Annotated in this window: 12 protein-coding genes; 2 read left to right on the plus strand and 10 right to left on the minus strand. The window is 63.7% G+C overall.

Annotation, left to right across the window (positions count from 1 at the left end; genetic code table 11):
* Positions 1-202: 202 nt before the first annotated feature.
* On the minus strand, positions 203-1,120 hold the full coding sequence (locus DK391_RS35115; protein ID WP_109482602.1) for a sterol desaturase family protein: 918 nt from the start codon (positions 1,118-1,120) through the stop codon (positions 203-205).
* 288 nt (positions 1,121-1,408) lie between these two features.
* Positions 1,409-2,425 (minus strand): VTT domain-containing protein, encoded by a 1,017-nt coding sequence (locus tag DK391_RS35120; RefSeq protein ID WP_109482603.1) that lies wholly within the window; start codon positions 2,423-2,425, stop codon positions 1,409-1,411.
* A 441-nt stretch (positions 2,426-2,866) separates the two neighbouring features.
* Between DK391_RS35120 and DK391_RS35125 the strand changes: the two genes are divergently transcribed.
* Positions 2,867-3,787: a response regulator gene (locus DK391_RS35125; RefSeq protein WP_109482604.1), complete on the plus strand. Its 921-nt coding sequence runs from the start codon at positions 2,867-2,869 to the stop codon at positions 3,785-3,787.
* Between the two features lie 13 nt (positions 3,788-3,800).
* Here the strand turns inward: DK391_RS35125 and DK391_RS35130 are convergent, their stop codons facing one another.
* The 6 genes from DK391_RS35130 to DK391_RS35155 all read right to left on the minus strand — a co-directional run bounded on the left by DK391_RS35130 (position 3,801) and on the right by DK391_RS35155 (position 11,017).
* Complete coding sequence (locus DK391_RS35130) at positions 3,801-5,438, minus strand: gamma-glutamyltransferase family protein (RefSeq protein WP_109482605.1); 1,638 nt, start codon at positions 5,436-5,438, stop codon at positions 3,801-3,803.
* A gap of 69 nt (positions 5,439-5,507) precedes the next feature.
* Positions 5,508-6,389, minus strand: coding sequence for an ABC transporter permease (locus DK391_RS35135; protein WP_109482606.1), 882 nt, complete (start codon positions 6,387-6,389; stop codon positions 5,508-5,510).
* Positions 6,389-7,333 (minus strand): ABC transporter permease, encoded by a 945-nt coding sequence (locus tag DK391_RS35140; RefSeq protein ID WP_109482607.1) that lies wholly within the window; start codon positions 7,331-7,333, stop codon positions 6,389-6,391. The genes DK391_RS35135 and DK391_RS35140 overlap by 1 nt, the downstream gene beginning before the upstream one ends.
* A 5-nt stretch (positions 7,334-7,338) precedes the next feature.
* A complete protein-coding gene (locus DK391_RS35145) occupies positions 7,339-8,835 on the minus strand; it encodes an ABC transporter substrate-binding protein (RefSeq protein WP_109482608.1) in 1,497 nt (498 codons plus the stop codon).
* A gap of 44 nt (positions 8,836-8,879) precedes the next feature.
* On the minus strand, positions 8,880-9,998 hold the full coding sequence (locus DK391_RS35150; protein ID WP_109482609.1) for an oligopeptide/dipeptide ABC transporter ATP-binding protein: 1,119 nt from the start codon (positions 9,996-9,998) through the stop codon (positions 8,880-8,882).
* Positions 9,995-11,017 carry an ABC transporter ATP-binding protein gene (locus DK391_RS35155; RefSeq protein WP_109482610.1) on the minus strand — a complete coding sequence of 341 codons (1,023 nt, stop codon included), beginning with the start codon at positions 11,015-11,017 and terminating at the stop codon, positions 9,995-9,997. The genes DK391_RS35150 and DK391_RS35155 overlap by 4 nt, the downstream gene beginning before the upstream one ends.
* 172 nt (positions 11,018-11,189) lie before the next feature.
* Between DK391_RS35155 and DK391_RS35160 the strand changes: the two genes are divergently transcribed.
* Positions 11,190-12,071, plus strand: coding sequence for a LysR family transcriptional regulator (locus DK391_RS35160; RefSeq protein WP_109482611.1), 882 nt, complete (start codon positions 11,190-11,192; stop codon positions 12,069-12,071).
* Positions 12,072-12,083: 12 nt separating this feature from the next.
* Here DK391_RS35160 and DK391_RS35165 read toward each other — a convergent pair whose 3' ends face one another.
* Together DK391_RS35165 and DK391_RS35170 are read right to left on the minus strand one after the other, a co-directional pair.
* Positions 12,084-13,037: a diguanylate cyclase gene (locus tag DK391_RS35165; RefSeq protein WP_109482612.1), complete on the minus strand. Its 954-nt coding sequence runs from the start codon at positions 13,035-13,037 to the stop codon at positions 12,084-12,086.
* A gap of 1 nt (position 13,038) precedes the next feature.
* Positions 13,039-17,052: a response regulator gene (locus DK391_RS35170; protein ID WP_239483042.1), complete on the minus strand. Its 4,014-nt coding sequence runs from the start codon at positions 17,050-17,052 to the stop codon at positions 13,039-13,041.
* Positions 17,053-17,432: the final 380 nt, after the last annotated feature.

Genomic DNA, 17,432 nt, shown 5'->3' on the forward strand with positions numbered 1-17,432 from the left:
GATAGACTACTCCATTGGCCTGCAATGTGCTGGCGCGTGGTTCAACGTCAATGATTTGAAAGAAGAAACAGGTCAATATCTGGAATGAATATCCGTTGCAAAAGACATGAGCAAGCGCAGCGCCTGATCGGGAACATCAAAAGCAGACGGGGCGCGCATTGCTGCGCGCCCCGTTTGTCACGACTCGCTCGAACTGTATGAATCAGCCGTTCACTGTCTCGACTTCATTGCGCACCGGCTTGCTCTTGCGACGCAGTTCTTCCGTCGTTTCGCCGCCGCCGTCAGGCAGCCAGCCCGGCGGCTGGATCACGTGGTTGATCGCAATCCACACGCTCTTTGCCGTGAAGACATCGCGGATCAACGTGGCCCAGTGCTCGAACTCGACGACGAACGGATTGCGGGAGGTGGTCGGCGTGACGAGACCGTAACGGCACGGTTCTTCTGCACGTTCTTCGACATACGTGCCAAACAGGCGGTCGAAGATGATCAGCACGCCACCGTAGTTCGCATCCAGATACTCGACGTTCGAAGCGTGATGCACACGATGTGCGGACGGCGTATTGAAGATGTATTCGAACCAGCCGAGCTTCGGCACCCACGTCGTATGCAGCCAGAACTGGTACAGCAGATTCATGTAGAGCGTCAGCATCACGACTTCAGGCCGCACGCCGAGCCACACCAGCGGCGCGAAGAAGATGGCCGAGCCGGTCAGCTTGCCTGTCACGCCGAGCCGATAGGCCGTGGACAGCGTCAACTGGTTCGGCGAATGATGCACGGCGTGCGTCGCCCAGAAGAAGCGCATGCGATGCGCCGCGCGGTGATACCAGTAGTAGCAGAACTCCTGGCCGATGAAGAGCGCGAACACCATCAGCGCGCTGTTGATCGACACGGTAAAGAGCCGATGATCCCAGGCGAGCGCGAACACGGGCGCCGCGAGCGAGAGTGGCAGAAAGGCGAGCAGCTTGCGTGCGACGAGATCGAACAGCGAGATCCACACTTCGTACCACGCGAACGGCGTTGCGGATTGACGTTTTTCTCGGGTAAGCACGGCCGCTTCAATCAGCGATACGAGAACGACGAAACCCGAAGCGTACAGAGAGATTTTTGCGAACTGGTCCATGACGATGCCATAACGGTTTGTGGCGGGAGGTATCGTCTGCGGTGGGTGGGAATCAGTGCATCGCATCCGATATGCGCACTGTAGTGATGGCAGCCGTTACAGGCTATGCGGAAGTTATTTCACCCTATGTCACGGCTCACAGCGCCTTGCTGGACAAGGCTTTCCGGTGAATTCACCGGACCGGGAAAAGGTGCGCGGCAACGCAGAAAATGTCGCGTACGGCCGTGTTTCGAACGGCCGTGCTACTGGGCAAAAGCGGACCAGCCGCGTGAAAACCCGCGCCGCGTATCAGCTCGCGAGCGTCGCGCGAACCGTGTATTCGCCTTCCGGCACGGCGGCGGCCAGCCGCTCCACCGACGTATAGAAATCGGCCGGCAGCGGCTCGACGGGATAGCCACGCTTTTCCCACGCGTCGAGGCCACCCTTCAACGCATGCGCGTGATGAATGCCCTTGCGATGCAGTTGCGCGATGATGCGCCGTGCCGTCGCCTCGCTCGGGCACACGCAGTACACCACAATGGGATGCGCGAGCAGCACGGCGTCCAGCTTCTCGGGCGAGTCGAGATCGAGCGGATAGGCGCCCGAAATCCGGAACGCCTCCGTGTCGCGCACACTTTGCGGCCTCGCATCGAAGATCAGCGGCGGCGAGTCCGAACGCATCATCGTGTCGAGCTGCTCGGGGCTGATGCGCATCTTCGCGAGCCAGCGCCGGAACTGCGTCCGGCGCACCCAGCGGTACAGCAGCACTGTCACGCAAATTGCGGCGAACGCGTCGAAGATCGTGCCGCCGTTGTGCCGAACCAGCAGCATCGCCTGCACGATCTGGTCATGCAGCGCCGCGCCGCCGATCAGATACACGCCCGCCCACAGCGACGCGCCGACGGCATCCCACAACAGGAACACGGCGGGCGCAATCGCCGTCGTGCCGAGCAAAGGCGCGGAGATCAGGCCGAGGCCAGGCAGAAACTTGGCGAGCGTGAGAATCGGCGCGCCGTGCTTCTCGAACACGCCGCGCGCCATGCGCAGCGTGGTATCGAGCGACAGGGAAAAGCGCACCAGCCCGTTCAGCAGCCGCCGGCCACGCACGCGGCCGACGAAAAACCACAGCGAATCGGCGAGCAGCGTCGCGCCGACCGCCGCGAGAAACACGCCCGCGTACGACACCTGCCCCATCGCCGCCATCGTTCCGGCGAGCATCAGCATCGGCGCGGCGGGAACGGGCACGCCCAGTTGCGTGACCAGCACGCTGAGAAAGACGGCCCACGGGCCGAGCGAAGCGGGGATAGCGGTGGGGAAATGCCACACGACAGCGGTCCTTTCAGGCGTAAAGCAGGCGGCGTTCGCGATGCACGCCGCCCTGCACGACGGTATTGCGCGCCGCCATCGCCGAACCCGGCGCACATGCGACGCCCGGCGATTCTAGACGGGATTGCGCCAGGACGTGTTCCAGCCGCGCAACGCGCAGAAAGGCCGCACCTTACTCCGCGTCGTCGAAACCTTCATGACACTGACAGAGAAATGCGTAAAGTGACCGGCAGGAAAGGCTGAACACTTTGACATCTGCGCGTCATATCGCGCCGCAAGTTGCGCTGACGCATGTGCATTCGCAACGAATATGGGAAATCGCTATTGCGGGTTGCGCGCAACTCCGCCTAATCTTGAAAGCAGCCGGGGGAAGTATCAGGCATCGCAAGCGGCGTCCACGAACGCCGTGTTCAGCATTCAATCCGAGGCGTTGCACAGCACATGTCAGCGTACAAATTCAAGCTCCTGATCGTCGACGACGATGTCGCGACGGTGCGCATCATGAGCGATATGCTTTCTGATTACGGAGAACGGCGCTTTGCGCTGTCGGGCGAAATGGGCTTGCTGCTCGCGCGCCAATCCACGCCCGACCTGATTCTGCTCGACGCAAGCATGCCGGGCATGACAGGCTTCGATTTCTGCGAAATCCTGAAGTCCGACAGCGAGCTTGCGAAGATTCCCGTGATCTTCGTGACGAGTCACGACGCGCCCGCGCTCGAACTCGACGCCTTCCGCCTAGGTGCATCCGATTACGTGACGAAGCCACTCAACGCGACGCAATTGCGCGCGCGCGTCGAAACGCAGTTGCGCAAGCGGTTGAAGATACTCGACCAGTCGGAGAGTTTTCGTGCGGGGTCGTTTTTGCCGCCTACGCTCGGCGCGTTGCCCGACAACATCCTGATCGTCGAGAGCGATGCAGGCCGCCTGAACCACCTGCAGGATCTGCTGCACGATCTGGGCCGCTGCACGTCGGCGGCAACGGGCGAGCAAGGTTTCGAGCTTGCGCTGCATAGTCTGCCGACGGTGATTCTGGTCGATGCCGCATTGCCCGACACCAGCGGCGTGCAGCTATGCGCGGCGCTCAAGAAGGAGCCGCGCCTCGAAGGCGTGCCCGTGCTGCTGATGACGGACGGCACGGACAGCGGCAACGCCGACTATGAGCAGGCACTGCTCAACGGGCTCGCCGATAGCGTGCTGAATCACACGCAGCCTACGGTACTCAAGGCGCGCGTGAAGAACGCGATGGCCTCGGTGCATGCGGACCAGAACCGGATTGGCGCGATGCGCGAATACTGGCTCGCGGTGGAAAAAGCCGGGCGGCGCGTCGAACGCAAGAACGGCGAAGGCACGCTGCCCGAGTGAGCGGCGGGTGTAATCAGAACCCTGCCGCAAGACCATCGCGACGGCTGTCGCTCGCGGCAACATAGCCGCGATCCGGCTCGTTGCGATCGAGCTTCCAGATGAACTGGCCCGAGCCGAAGTCCATGTACGGATCGTCGATGGATTTGATCGTGTGGCCGCGATCCTTGAGTTCGCGCGCCGTTTGCGCATCCAGCGTCGACTCGATGTCGATCGAAAAGTCGCGGTTGACCTTCCAGCGCGGCGCGTCGCACGCGGCCTGCGGCTGCTGGCCGTAGTCGAGCATGCGCACGATAGTTTGCAGATGGCCTTGCGGCTGCATATCGCCGCCCATCACGCCGAAGCTCATCACCGCTTCCTGCTGGCCGTTCACCTGCTGCGTGAGGAACGCCGGGATGATGGTGTGGAACGGCCGCTTGCCGCCCGCGACCACGTTCGGCGACTTCGGGTCCATCGAGAAACCGCAGCCACGGTTCTGCAGCGAAATGCCCATGCCGGGCACCACGCAGCCCGAACCGAAGCCCATGTAGTTCGACTGGATGAAGCTGACCATCATGCCGCGCTCATCGGCCGCCGACATATAGATCGTACCGCCCGCCTTCGGCATGCCGAAGCCGAATTGCGTCGCGCGCTTCCGGTCGATCAGTTTCGCGCGCGACTTCAGGTAGGCGTCGTCGAGCATCTGCTCGGGCGTCACTTCCATCGAACGCGGATCGGCGACATAGCGGTACACGTCGGCGAATGCGAGCTTCATCGCTTCGATCTGCAGATGCTGCGATTCGATGCCATCGAGCGGCAGCGACGCCACATCGAACTGTTCGAGTATGCCCAGCGCGATCAGCGCGGCAATGCCCTGCCCGTTCGGCGGAATTTCGTGCACCGTGTAGCCGCGATAGTTCTTGCCGATCGGCTCGACCCATTCCGGCTGATAGTTACGCAGATCGTCCATCGTCATGGCGCCGCCCTGTTCGCGTGCAAACGCGGCGATGCGTTCGGCGATCTCGCCTTCGTAATAGGCACGCGGGCCTTTTTCCGCGAGCAGACGCAGCGTCTTCGCATGACCCGGCAGGCGGATCAGTTCGCTGACTTCGGGCGCGCGGCCATGCGGCATGAAGGTATCGGCGAAACCCGGCTGGTTCTTCAGTTCGGGCTCGGCGGCCGCCCACTTGCGCGCGACGACGCTCGCCACCGCATGACCGCGCTCGGCGATTTCGATGGCCGGTTCCATCAGGTCCGCGAACGGCAGCGAGCCGAACTTCTTGTGCAACGCTTCCCAGCCTGCGATGACGCCCGGCACGGTGACCGTGTCCCAGCCGCGCACAGGCTGCACGGCCACGCCATTGTTCTCGCCGTATTTGCGCCTGAAGTAATCGACATTCCATGCCGCGGGCGCCACGCCCGACGCGTTCAGCCCATGCAGCTTCTTGCCGTCCCACACGAGCGCGAACGCATCGCTGCCCAGACCGTTCGACACGGGCTCGACCACCGTGATGGCGGCCGCGGCGGCAATCGCGGCATCGACGGCGTTGCCGCCTTTCCACAGCATGCGCAAACCGGCCTGCGCGGCAAGCGGCTGCGAAGTCGAGACGATGTTGCGCGCGAACACAGGCATGCGCAGCGTGGGATACGGGTTCTGCCAGTTGAAGCTTGTCATGTTGTCACTCTTATGGTTTTTGCCGGTACGAGCGCAGCGCCGTCCCGAACAACGGCGCTGCGCAGAGAATCAGGATTCACGCGGATCGAGCGCGTCGCGCAAACCGTCGCCGAGCAGGTTGAAGCCGAGCACGGACAGGAAGATCGCGATGCCGGGGAAAATCGACATCCACGGCGCCTGGCTGACGAAATCCTTCGCGGTGTTCAGCATCGATCCCCACGACGGCGCAGGCGGCAATTGCCCCAGCCCGAGGAACGACAGGCTCGCTTCCGCGATGATCGCGCTCGCCACCGTGAGGCTCGCCTGCACGATGATGGGCGGCAGCACATTGGGCAGAATGTAGCGCAGAATGATGCGCCCGTGATCGAGGCCGATGGCGCGCGCGCCTTCCACGTACTCTTCGGCCTTCACGCTGATCGCCTGGCCGCGCGTGAGACGGATGAAGCGCGGCATCGCCGAAATGCCGATGGCCGCCATCGCGTTGGTGAGGCTCGGGCCGAGAAATGCGCTCAGCGCGATGGCGAGAATCAGGAAGGGAATCGAAAGCAGCGCATCGGCGATACGCGAAATCACGCCGTCCACCAGCTTGCCGAAATAGCCCGCCAGCAAGCCGAGCGGCACGCCCAGCACGACGGCGATGCCGACCGACACCACGCCCGCCAGCAACGACGCCCGCGCGCCGAACAGCAGACGGCTCAGCACATCGCGGCCGAGTTCGTCGGTGCCGAACCAGTGCGCCGCCGACGGCGCCTGGCGTACCGTCATGAAACTTGCCTGCACCGGATCGTATTGCGTGAGCCACGGCGCGAACACCGCCATCACGACGATCAGCGCAACCAGCAACGCGCCGAACACAGCCGCCTTGTTGCGCATGAAGCGCACGACGCCACGGCGCTTGCGACGTGGCAACGCGCCAGCGGCTGCGGAACGTGCATCGATTGAAGTAGCCATCAGCCGCGCCTCAGTCGGGGATTGAGCAGGATATACAGCACGTCGGCGCACAGATTCACGACGATGAACGCCAGCGCCGTCACCAGCACGACGCCCTGCACGACGGGGTAATCGCGATTGAACACGGCATCGACGACCAGCTTGCCGAAGCCGGGAATCGTGAACACCTGCTCGGTCAGCACGGCGCCCGCGAGCAGTTCGCCGAACAGCAGCGCGAGCACGGTGACAATCGGAATCAGCGCGTTACGGAATGCGTGCTTGACCACGACCGTGCCGCGCAGCAGACCTTTTGCGCGCGCCGTACGAATGTAGTCGGTGCGCAGTACGCCGAGCATCGCGCTGCGCGTATGACGCATCAGTTGCGCGCCGAGCGCGGCGCCCAGCACGAACGCGGGCATCAGCATCGTCTTGATGCTCAGCCAGAAGTCCTCACCCGGCGACACATAACCCGACGAAGGCAGCAGATGCCATCGCACCGATACGATGAAGATCAGCATGATGCCGAGCCAGAAGTTCGGTATCGACATGCCCGACAGCGCGAAGATGTTGGCCGCGTAATCGAGCGGCCCGCCACGGCTCGCCGCCGAAATCACGCCCGCCGGAATGCCGATGCCGATGGCGAGAATCATCGCCATTACCGCGAGCTGGAGCGTGACGGGCAACTTCTGCGCGATCAGTTCGCGCACGGGCACGTCAGTGCGCAGCGACGAACCGAAGTCGCCATGCGCGACATCGCGCACCCATAGCGCGTATTGCGTGGGCACAGGCTGATCGAGGTGATACTTGACGCGCAGCGTCGCGATGACCTGCGCGTCCTGATCCTCGCCCGCCATCGCCAGTACCGGGTCGCCCGGCAACAGCTTCTGCAGGCCGAAGATCAGCATCGACACCAGAATCAGCGTCGGCACGGCCACCAGCAGGCGATTTGCGATGATCCGCAGCATGACGCTCAGCCCTTCACCGATACGCCGCGCAGACGCACGAGGCCATCGGCGGAAGGCGTGAAGCCCTGCACTTTCTTCGACAGCACGAACGGCCAGGGCTGCGCGTACAGATAGACGATGGGATCGTCGTCGGCGAGGATCTTGCCGGCGGCGTCGTAGTCGGCCTTGCGCTCGGCCATGCCGAGCTTGGTGCGCGCGCCGTCGAGCAGCGAATCGACCTGCTGGTTGCAGTAGTGCGCGTAATTCAGATTGCCCGAGCAGGTGTTGAACTGGTGCAGGTTGCCGTCGGGATCCACGCGGCCCGACCAGCCCGTGTACATCGCTTCGAAGTCGCCGCTATGGCCGGCGTTCAGTTCGGTTGCGTAGTCGCTCGGCCGCAGCTTCAGCGTGATGCCCGATTCGCTCAGCATCGCCTGCAGCATCTGCGTGATCTGGCTTGCCACCGTGTTGTTCGGATACGCGAACTCGACGGTCGGATGCTCCTGTCCTGCTGCTTTCAGCAGCGCCTTGGCTTTCGCGACATCGCGTTTCGTAGTGGGCAGCGACGCGTTGTAGTACGGGCTGGACTTCGGAATGCCCTGGTTAGCCGGCGAGAAAATGCCCGCGCCGATCACCTGATCGATGGCATCGCGATCGATCGACAGTTCGAACGCCTGACGCACGCGCTTGTCCTTCAGCGGATTATTGCCACGCGGACCGTTGTTGATGTTGAACGTGACGTAGTAGAAGCCGAGACCCGTCACCGGCTTGAACTGCAGATTGCCGTCGCTTTTCACCGACGTCACATCGGAAGGCGCAAGACGCTCCAGCATGTCGAGCGAGCCGGAACGCAGGTTTGCTAGACGCACGGTGCTGTCGGGAATCGGCTGGAACACGACGCGCTGGATGGGGTACTTGTCGGCATCCCAGTAGCCCGCGAATTTCTCCAGCACGACGCGGTCGTTCTGCACGCGCTGCACGAACTTGTACGGTCCCGAGCACACAGGATGCGAGGCGACGCCCGCCGCGTCTGCCAGGGTTTTCGGCGCGAGCATCATGCCCGCGCGATCGGAGAGCGTCGCGAGCAAGGCGGCGTCCGGCTGCTTCAACACGATCTTCACCGTGCTGTCGTCCACCACATCCACATGATCGACCGACGACAACTCGCTCTTGCGGTTGCTGGTCGCTAGCGTGCGATAGCGGTCCAGATTCGCCTTCACGGCGGCGGCGTTGAACGGCTCGTCGTTCTGGAACTTCACGCCCTGGCGCAGTTTGAACGTGAGCGTCTTGCCGTCCGCGCTGGTGGTCCAGGACGTCGCGAGCATCGGCACGATTTTCAGATCCGGCGATACATCGACCAGCGAATTGCACAGCGACGCGAACACGATGCGGTCGACGAACTGCACGCTGCGCGCCGGGTCGAGCGTGCCGATATCGTCCTGCAAGCCGATGCGGATCGTGCTTTGCGCCATCGCGGCGGAGGCGCTCATGGCGAGCGCGGCGGCAATCAACATTCTTCGCATGCGTTATGTCCTTGTTGCGGTTCGGGTTGACATCTGAGGTTGAGTTATCGGGTTGCGCCAGCTTGCGCGTCGGCCATCAGCGCCGCCTGCTTCTCGCGATAAATCGCGAGGCGCTCATTCAGCTTCGCGCTGACGCTCGCGACCAGCGGCGCGCCGCCGCCCGCGTTCTGCACCTCGCGCCAGAAGTGGCAGGCGACTTGCCGCCCGCCGGGCAGCGTTTCGGCGAGCGGACGCTCCTGCGAGCAGCGCGGCTTCGCGTGCGGACAGCGCGTATGAAAGCGGCAACCAGGCGGCGGTGCGGTCGGACTCGGCAGATCGCCTTGCAGTGCGGGCTTCGTGCGACGCTCGGGCGGACTGTTGGCGGGAATCGCGCGCAAGAGTGCCTGCGTGTACGGATGCAGCGGCGCGTCGAACAGTTCGTCGACCTGCGCAAGCTCGACGATTTCGCCGAGGTACATCACGGCGACGCGATCGCTCATATGCCGGATCACGGCGAGATCGTGCGCAACCATGATCAGCGTGAGGCCGAGTTCCGCCTTCAGCGATTCGAGCAGATTGATCACCTGCGCCTGCACGGACACATCGAGCGCCGACACCGGCTCATCGCCGACGATCAGCTTCGGCTCGCCCGCCAGCGCGCGCGCAATGCCGATGCGCTGTCTTTGTCCGCCGGAAAACTCATGCGGATAGCGCTCTGCATAAGCGGGCTGCAAGCCGACCTTGGTCAGCAGTTGCGCGACGCGATCACGACGCTCGGACGCGTTGCACGCAAGACCATGAAACGCCACCGGCTCGCCGATAATCTGCCCGACCGTCATGCCCGGATTCAGCGACGCGAACGGGTCCTGAAAAATGATCTGCATCTCGCGGCGCAAGCGGCGCAGCTTTGCGCCCTGCCACCGCGTGATGTCTTCGCCCTGATAGAACACGCTCCCTTGCGTGGCGTCGATCAACCTGAGCAGCAGACGCCCGAGCGTGGATTTGCCGCAACCCGACTCCCCGACGATCGCAAACGTCTCGCCCGTCTGGACGGCAAACGAGACTTCATTGACGGCATGCACGGTGGGCGTGCGCGCGAACATCTGGCGCTCGCCGCCAAAACGTTTGGTCAGCGCGCGCGCTTCGATGATGGGCGTCGCGATATTGCTGGCGTTCGTCGTCATGTCAGCTCCTTCTGCTGCACAGGCTGGACGAGTTGCTCGACCGGCGCCAGCCAGCAGGCGACGCGATGTTCGCCGGACAACGTACGGTCCGGCGGCGCGGCATCGAAGCAGCGTTGCTCGGCGAACGGACAGCGCGGCGCAAAGCGGCAGCCGCGCGGCATCTGTTCGGGCGACGGCACCGAGCCGCGTATCGTCGCGAGCGCGCCTTCGCGTTTGCCGACGGATGGAATCGCGCCGATCAGACCGATGGTGTACGGATGTTGCGGATCGTCGAACAGATCGGCCACCGTGCCGTATTCGACAACGCGCCCTGCATACATCACCGCGACGTGATCGGCGATTTCGGCGACCACGCCCAGATCGTGCGTGATCAGCAGCATGGCCGTGCCCGTTTCCTTTTGCAGCGAACGCACCAGCGACAGCACCTGCGCCTGAATGGTGACATCGAGCGCGGTGGTGGGTTCGTCGGCGATCAGAAGACGCGGGCTGTTGGCGAGCGCGATGGCGATCATCACGCGCTGGCGCATGCCGCCCGACAGTTGATGCGGATACGCATCGAGCCGCGTTTCGGGTGCGGGAATATGGACGAGGCGCAGCATCTTCAGCGCTTCCTCGCGCGCTTCTGCACGGCCAACGCCGCGATGCCGCCGGATGCTTTCGCCAATCTGCTCGCCGATCGTATAGGCGGGATTGAGCGAGGTCATCGGCTCCTGAAAGATCATCGACATGCGGTTGCCGCGAATGTCGGCGAGTTCGCGCTCCGACAGCGCGAACAGATCCACGCCTTCGAACAGCGCGCTGCCCGCCACACGCCGCGCAGGCGGACTCGCGAGCAGACCCATCAGCGCCAGCGACGTCACGCTCTTGCCGCAACCCGACTCGCCGACCATGCACAGCGTTTCGCCCGCATGCACCGGAAACGAGACGTTATCGACGACATTCGGCACGTCGGGCGAATTCGAAAACTTCAACGAAAAGCCGCGTACGTCGAGCACCGGCTGGCGTTCTGCACCCGTCATGCGTGGAGACTCCGCATCGTGTTGCTCGTCCTTACATATCGTCATCAAACGATCATACTGGCGGCCGTCGTACAAAAAATATTAAACTTTCTTTTCGATACTTAAGTTTTTCTCATGATTCGGTTGCGTGTGCACCCTGTTTGCCGAACGTGAGTCCTGACCGGAATTGCCGATGCCGACGCTTCGCATGCTGAAGACCTTCAAGGCCGTTGCCCATACGGGCTCGTTCTCGGCCGCCGCCGACAAAGTCGCATTGACGCAGGCCGCCGTGAGCCTGCAGATGCGCGGACTGGAAGAAGCGCTGGGCCGTCAGCTGTTCGACCGGCGCGGGCGGCAGATCACGCTGACGCAGCACGGCCATACGATCTGGCCGAAGATCGAGCAGATCCTCGATCTGCTTGCCGAGCTCGAGGCCAGGCCCACCGATGCGATGGAAGGGCCGGTGACGATCGGCGCGGTGGTGTCGGTGATCGGCGCGCTGTCGCTGTCTGTCGCGCGGTTGAAGGCGGCGCATCCACGCCTCGATGTGCGGCTGCTGTCGGCGCGTTCGGACGAACTGGCGAACATGGTCGAAGCGGGCGAAGTGGACGTTGCCGCCGTGGTCGCGCGCGCCGACGAGACACTCCCCGACACGCTCAAATGGACCACGCTCTATACCGAGCCGATGATGCTGATCGTGAGCCGCGACGTCGCCGATAACGACCCGCAGCGCATCCTGCGCAGCCACGGCTTTCTGCGCTTCGACCGGCGCGTGCGCACCGGACAGGTGGTCGAGTCCGCGCTGGAGAAAGCGGGCCTGATGGTCAACGAGTATCTAGAACTGAATTCGATCGAAACGATCGTCGCGCTGGTGCGCGAGAAGGTCGGCGTGGCCGTGCTGCCGCTGCTGATACGCGGCAACTGGCTCAACGATCCGCTGCTGCGCGTGATCCCGATCTCCAGCCCGCCGACGCTGCGCACGGTCGGCATGGTGCAGCGGGCGTCGGATGAGCGTAAAGCGCTGATGCGCGAGATCGTCGATACCTTGCAGGCGATGCCGCGCGACAGGACGTGACGTAACGTGGCGCTAGCCTTCCAGCATACGCAGCGGCGACGCGACGCGGCCTCGCCCCGAATGTTTCGCTTCGTAGAGCAGGCGGTCGGCCGATTCGATCAGTTCGGCGGGACGCGTGTCCGCCGTCGGGATCAGCGTCGCGACACCCGCCGAAATTGTCACTGTCTCCGCGCAGCCCGAATCGAGATGCTCGAGCTTGAGCGCGCGCACGGCCTCTTCCATGCGCAGCGCGATGCGCGTCGCCGCTTCGAGCGGCGTGTTCGGCAGCAGGCAGGCGAATTCTTCGCCGCCGTAGCGGCCCACGGTATCGTAAGGGCGTCGCAGCGTTTCCGTCAGGCGCTTCGCGACGGTCTGCAGGCAGCGGTCGCCCGCCTGATGCCCATAGCGGTCGTTGTAGCGCTTGAAGTAATCGACATCGACCATCACCAGCGAGAGCGGCGCGGATTCGCGCAAACAGTGGCGCCAGCTGGCGTCGAGATCCTCTTCGAACTTGCGCCGGTTGCCCACGCCCGTCAGGCCATCGACGAGCGCGATCGAGCGCAGCACGTCGCCCTGCATCTTCAGCGACAGATGCGCGCGCACCCGCGCCCGCACCACGGCGGGTTTGATCGGCTTGGTGATGAAATCGACCGCGCCTAGCGAGAGGCCGTACTCTTCGTCGGCTTCGTTGGTCTGCGCCGTGACGAAGATGATGGGAATGGTGTGCGTCAGCGGATCGGCCTTCAGGCGGCGGCACACTTCGTGGCCGTCCATGCCGTCCATCACCACGTCGAGCAGGATCAGATCGGGCATCACCTTGCGGCATAGCTCCAGCGTCTGCGCGCCGTTGGTGGCCATGAACACGTCGCAATCGTCCTTGAAGAGCGCATGCAGCGCGCGCACGTTGACCGGCTGATCGTCGGCGATCAGCAGCTTCGGACGCAGCGTGAACGTGTGGGCCCAGTCTCCGGGGATGTGTTCTAGCATGTCAGTTCGAGGTCCGTTCGAGCATCTCGCGGGTGCTGGCAGCGGCCGTGGCGAAATCGAGCGCTTCGATCTCGGCGAGCAGCCGGTCGAAGCGCGGCTGCCATGCGCTCGGCACATGCGGCGCAAGCGTCTCGGCGAGATCGAGCGCCTCGAGATTGGACGACTCCAGCCGCTCGAGCAGGCGGCCAAGCCGCTCGCGATATTCGTCCGCCTGCATCAGCGCGGCGTTCGTCGCCTGTACGACCGGCTTGCCGCCGAACACGATACGCAACTGCGCGACGCTATCGAGCAGCAGGCGTTCCAGATTATCCACTTCGGCGTGCGCGACGGATGCCGCGGCATCGTCTTCGTCAGCCTCGATCACACGATGTTCGAGCGCCGCCGCGTGCTCCGACAGCGTCTTCGCGCCCATTGTGCCCGCACTGCCCTTGATCGCGTGCAGCAGCGCCGCGCTGCGTCCCGCGCCGCCCTGCGCCGCCTGCTCGCGCAAGCCGTCCAGATGCCGCTCCATTTCGCCGACGAACACGCCTAGCGCCTTGCGGATCAGGTCTTCGCTGCCGCCAAAGCGCCCGACGATCGATTCCTTGCGTTCGAGCAACTGGCCTGCGGCAGGTTCGTCGCTGACACGCGCGCTGGCCGTCGATGCCGGCGGCACGCTCGGGCGCGTATGCGCGAGCAGCGTATCGACCAGTTGCGTGACGTCGATCGGCTTGCCGACATGATCGTTCATGCCTGCCGCGAGACAGGCATCGCGGTCCGCGCGCGTCGCATTCGCCGTCATCGCGATGATCGGCAGCGCGGCGAAGCGCTCGTGTGCGCGGATCAGCCGCGTCGCTTCGAGACCGTCGACGTCGGGCATCTGCATGTCCATCAGCACGGCGTCGAACACGCGCGTGCCCGTGAGCACCTTTTCGACGCCTTCCAGCCCGCTTTCCGCGAGCGCCACCTGCGCGCCCTCGCGGCTCAACAATCCTTCGGCGACTTCGCGATTCAGCGGATTGTCTTCGACCACCAGCAGCGTAAGACCCGCCAGGCGACCCGCGCCAGCGGGAGCGTGCACCGTCCGCTTCGCGTGCGCCGCCTTGTGGCTTGTGCCCGTCAGCACGCGCTGCACCGTCTGCGCAAGCTGTTTCGGCGTGACGGGTTTGGTGACGAAGGCATCGAACGGCATGTCATCGGATTCCTGCGCGGCGGCCAGCACTTCCTGACCATATGCCGTGATCATCACGATGGCGGGCGTGTTGCGGCCCGCGCGCGCTTCGTCGATCCGGCGTGCCGCCGCGAGACCGTCGAGATCGGGCATGCGCCAGTCGAGCAGGATCACGTCGTAACCTTCGTGCTCGCGCTCGGCGGCGCTCATCAGCTTGACGGCCGAGACGCCGCCCGGCACCACGTCCGCTTCCCAGCCGAGCGCGCGCGCCGTGCGCGACAGCACTTCGCGGGCGATGCCGTTGTCGTCCGCGACCAGCACGCGCAGGCGCCGGTCGCGCGGCATGAAGGGATCGAAATGCTCGACGGGCGCGTCCTCGCTGATGCCGAGATTGATGTCGAACCAGAAGCGGCTGCCCTTGCCCAGTTCGCTCGCGACGTCGAGCTTGCCGCCCATCATCTCCACCAGCCGGCGGCTGATGGCGAGCCCCAGACCCGTGCCGCCGAAGCGGCGCGTGGTCGACACCTCCGCCTGGCTGAAGCCTTCGAAAATCTGCCCGAGCTTCGATTCGCTGATGCCGATGCCGCTGTCCGTCACCGCGATGCGCACGCGCACGCCCGTATCGAGGCGCGATAACAACGTGAAGCTGACGACCACCTGACCCTTGATGGTGAACTTGAGCGCGTTGCCCGCCAGATTCACGAGTACCTGTTGCAGCCGCAAGCTGTCGCCGATCACCACGGGCGGCAGATCCGGGCTGATGTCGAACAGGACTTCGACTTCCTTGTCGTACTGGTTGCCCGACAGCACGACGCCGAGATCCTGCATCAGCGGTTCGATTTCGAACGAATGCGTGTCGAGCTGCAGTTTGCCCGCTTCGATCTTCGAGTAATCGAGAATGTCGTTCAGCAGGCCGAGCAGCGATTTCGCCGCCTTTTCGGCTTTGACGACATAGCCGCCCTGGCGCTCGTTGAGACCCGTCGATTGCACCAGATCGAGCATGCCGAGCACCGCATTCAGCGGCGTGCGGATTTCGTGGCTCATGTTGGCGAGGAACGCCGACTTGGCCTCGTTGGCCGCGTCGGCCTGCTGCTTCGCGTCGCGCAGCCGCAGTTCGATGTTGCGCTGCTCGCTAACATCGTGATTGACGCCTGTCATGCCGACGGGATTGCCCGCCGCGTCGCGCTGCACAGTGAAAGTGGTCTGGATATGGCGGACCTCGCCATCGGGCAGCACGATCCGGTACAGCGGCAGATGGATGTGCTTGGAAGTGACTTCGCCCGCAAAAGCGGCTTCCAGCTTCTCGACGGCGGCCGAGCGGTCGTCTTCGTGCACGCGCGACAGCCAGTGTTCGAAACGCAGACCTTCGGCGGGCGTCGACGCGAAGCCGAAAATCTCGAACATGCGCGCGTTCCAGCGCAACGCATCGTTCGAAAACTCCCACGACCAGATGCCGAGTTCGGCAATATCGGCGGCGAGCAGCAACTGGTCGCGCGCTTCCGACAACTCCGCGCGTTCGCGGATCTGCGTGGACATATCGGTGATCACGCAGACGAAGCGGCGCCCGCTCCCCACCACCATCGTGCCCGTCGACACATGCACGGGGAACACGCTGCCATCCTTGCGCACGCCCGCCAGCTCGCATTCGCTGATGATCTCGCGGACGTCTTTCTCGCTGCTTTCGGAGAACTGCGACGCGTAGCGGGCAAACAGCTCGTTGACCGTCGCCGATACCAGTACGCGCACGTCCTTGCCGGCAATCTCGCGCTCGGCATAACCGAAGGCCTTCTCTCCTGCCGGATTGAGCGACAGCACCACGCCCGCGCGGTCGAGCGTGATGATGGGGTTGACGGCTGTGTCGAGAATCGCGCGCGTCGTCTCGAGGCTTGCAGCCAGCTTGCGTTCGATGCGCGTGCGCGCGTTCTGGTTGCGCACCAGACGCCAGCCGAACACAGCCAGCATCAGCACCAGCACCGTCGTGCCTGCGGCGTGCCACAGCGTGTCGGTCCACCAGGGCGCGAGAATCTCGTCCTGCGCGAGCGCGGCGGCGACGAACAGCGGGTATTGGCTCAGGTTGCGCTCGCTGTTCAGACGCGTCACGCCGTCCTGCGCCGATTTCGACACGAAATGGGTGGTGCCGCCCGATTGCAGATGCGCCTTGAACAGCATCGTGTCGGTGATGTTCTTGCCGACGAAGCGCGCCTCGAACGGACGGCGCACGATCATGATGCCGTTGTCGGCGACCAGCGCGACGGCGCCGTATTTGCCGATGTCGAGGCTGTCGTAGAAGCGTGAGAAGAAGTCGATGTCGATGGTGGCTAGCACGACGCCTGCGAACTGCCCGTTCGGGCCGTCGATACGGCGCGACACGGGGATGATCCATTTACCCGTCGAGCGGCTTTGCACGGGCATGCCGACGTGCGGGCCGCGATCGGTGTGATCGCGGTGATAGATGAAATATTCGCGGTCGGCGTTATTGAAGGTCTTCACCAGCACCGGCTGCGAATTGGCGAGCCAGTCGCCGTCGCGGTCGTAGAGATACAGGCCGTTCAGCTGCGGCAGTTCGTTGACGCGTTGCGCGAAGATGCGGTGCAGGCGGTCGAGCGCGGCGGGGCCGACGCCGTCATGTTCGACGCGCTCGACCACGCCGACGAGGGTGGTATCGGCCTGCTTGATAGTGTCGTCGGCGTGCTGCGCCATCGCGCGCGCGAGGTTCGCGGCCGCGACGGACATTTCTTCCATCTGGTCCTGACGCGACGTGACACTGCGCCAGACGTCGCTGCCGATCAGCAGCGCGCAAACGACGACGATAAACAGCGTCACCCGGATGGGAAGCGAGATACGACTGAAGATCCGACTGGCCAAACGAAGTCTCCGACATGCTTACCGCATCAGTTGAAGGTGGCCTGTCAGCAATTTTTGCCTGTTTTTGCCTGTTTTTGCCTGTTTTTTGTCTGCTTTTTGCGCAGCAAACGCTGAAAAACATTCTGGATGAAGGCTGCGCGTGCCAGGATCGTGTCCTGGGCGACCGATGTCGAGACTACCTTGACTTTCCAGTTAACGACAATGGGAGTTGGATCTTTAAGACAGTGGGTTTGGGGTGGGGTTTATTTGGGTTTCTTAGGGGCTTGTGAGGGCATCCGCGGTTTGTTAGTGGTTCTTCATGCGTTGCCCCTGTGCGGGGCGGCACCTACTTTTCTTTGCCGCCGCAAAGAAAAGTAGGCAAAAGAAAGCGGGCTAACACC

It is taken from the genome of Paraburkholderia sp. C35, assembly GCF_003121405.1.
Lineage (GTDB): Bacteria > Pseudomonadota > Gammaproteobacteria > Burkholderiales > Burkholderiaceae > Paraburkholderia.

What these genes read in the sequence shown, in the direction of transcription:
- DK391_RS35115 (WP_109482602.1), bottom strand. Translation starts at nt 1,120, where the DNA reads ATGGACCAGTTCGCAAAAATCTCTCTGTACGCTTCGGGTTTCGTCGTT.
- DK391_RS35125 (WP_109482604.1), top strand. Translation starts at nt 2,867, where the DNA reads ATGTCAGCGTACAAATTCAAGCTCCTGATCGTCGACGACGATGTCGCG.
- DK391_RS35130 (WP_109482605.1), bottom strand. Translation starts at nt 5,438, where the DNA reads ATGACAAGCTTCAACTGGCAGAACCCGTATCCCACGCTGCGCATGCCT.
- DK391_RS35135 (WP_109482606.1), bottom strand. Translation starts at nt 6,389, where the DNA reads ATGGCTACTTCAATCGATGCACGTTCCGCAGCCGCTGGCGCGTTGCCA.
- DK391_RS35140 (WP_109482607.1), bottom strand. Translation starts at nt 7,333, where the DNA reads ATGCTGCGGATCATCGCAAATCGCCTGCTGGTGGCCGTGCCGACGCTG.
- DK391_RS35145 (WP_109482608.1), bottom strand. Translation starts at nt 8,835, where the DNA reads ATGCGAAGAATGTTGATTGCCGCCGCGCTCGCCATGAGCGCCTCCGCC.
- DK391_RS35150 (WP_109482609.1), bottom strand. Translation starts at nt 9,998, where the DNA reads ATGACGACGAACGCCAGCAATATCGCGACGCCCATCATCGAAGCGCGC.
- DK391_RS35155 (WP_109482610.1), bottom strand. Translation starts at nt 11,017, where the DNA reads ATGACGGGTGCAGAACGCCAGCCGGTGCTCGACGTACGCGGCTTTTCG.
- DK391_RS35160 (WP_109482611.1), top strand. Translation starts at nt 11,190, where the DNA reads ATGCCGACGCTTCGCATGCTGAAGACCTTCAAGGCCGTTGCCCATACG.
- DK391_RS35165 (WP_109482612.1), bottom strand. Translation starts at nt 13,037, where the DNA reads ATGCTAGAACACATCCCCGGAGACTGGGCCCACACGTTCACGCTGCGT.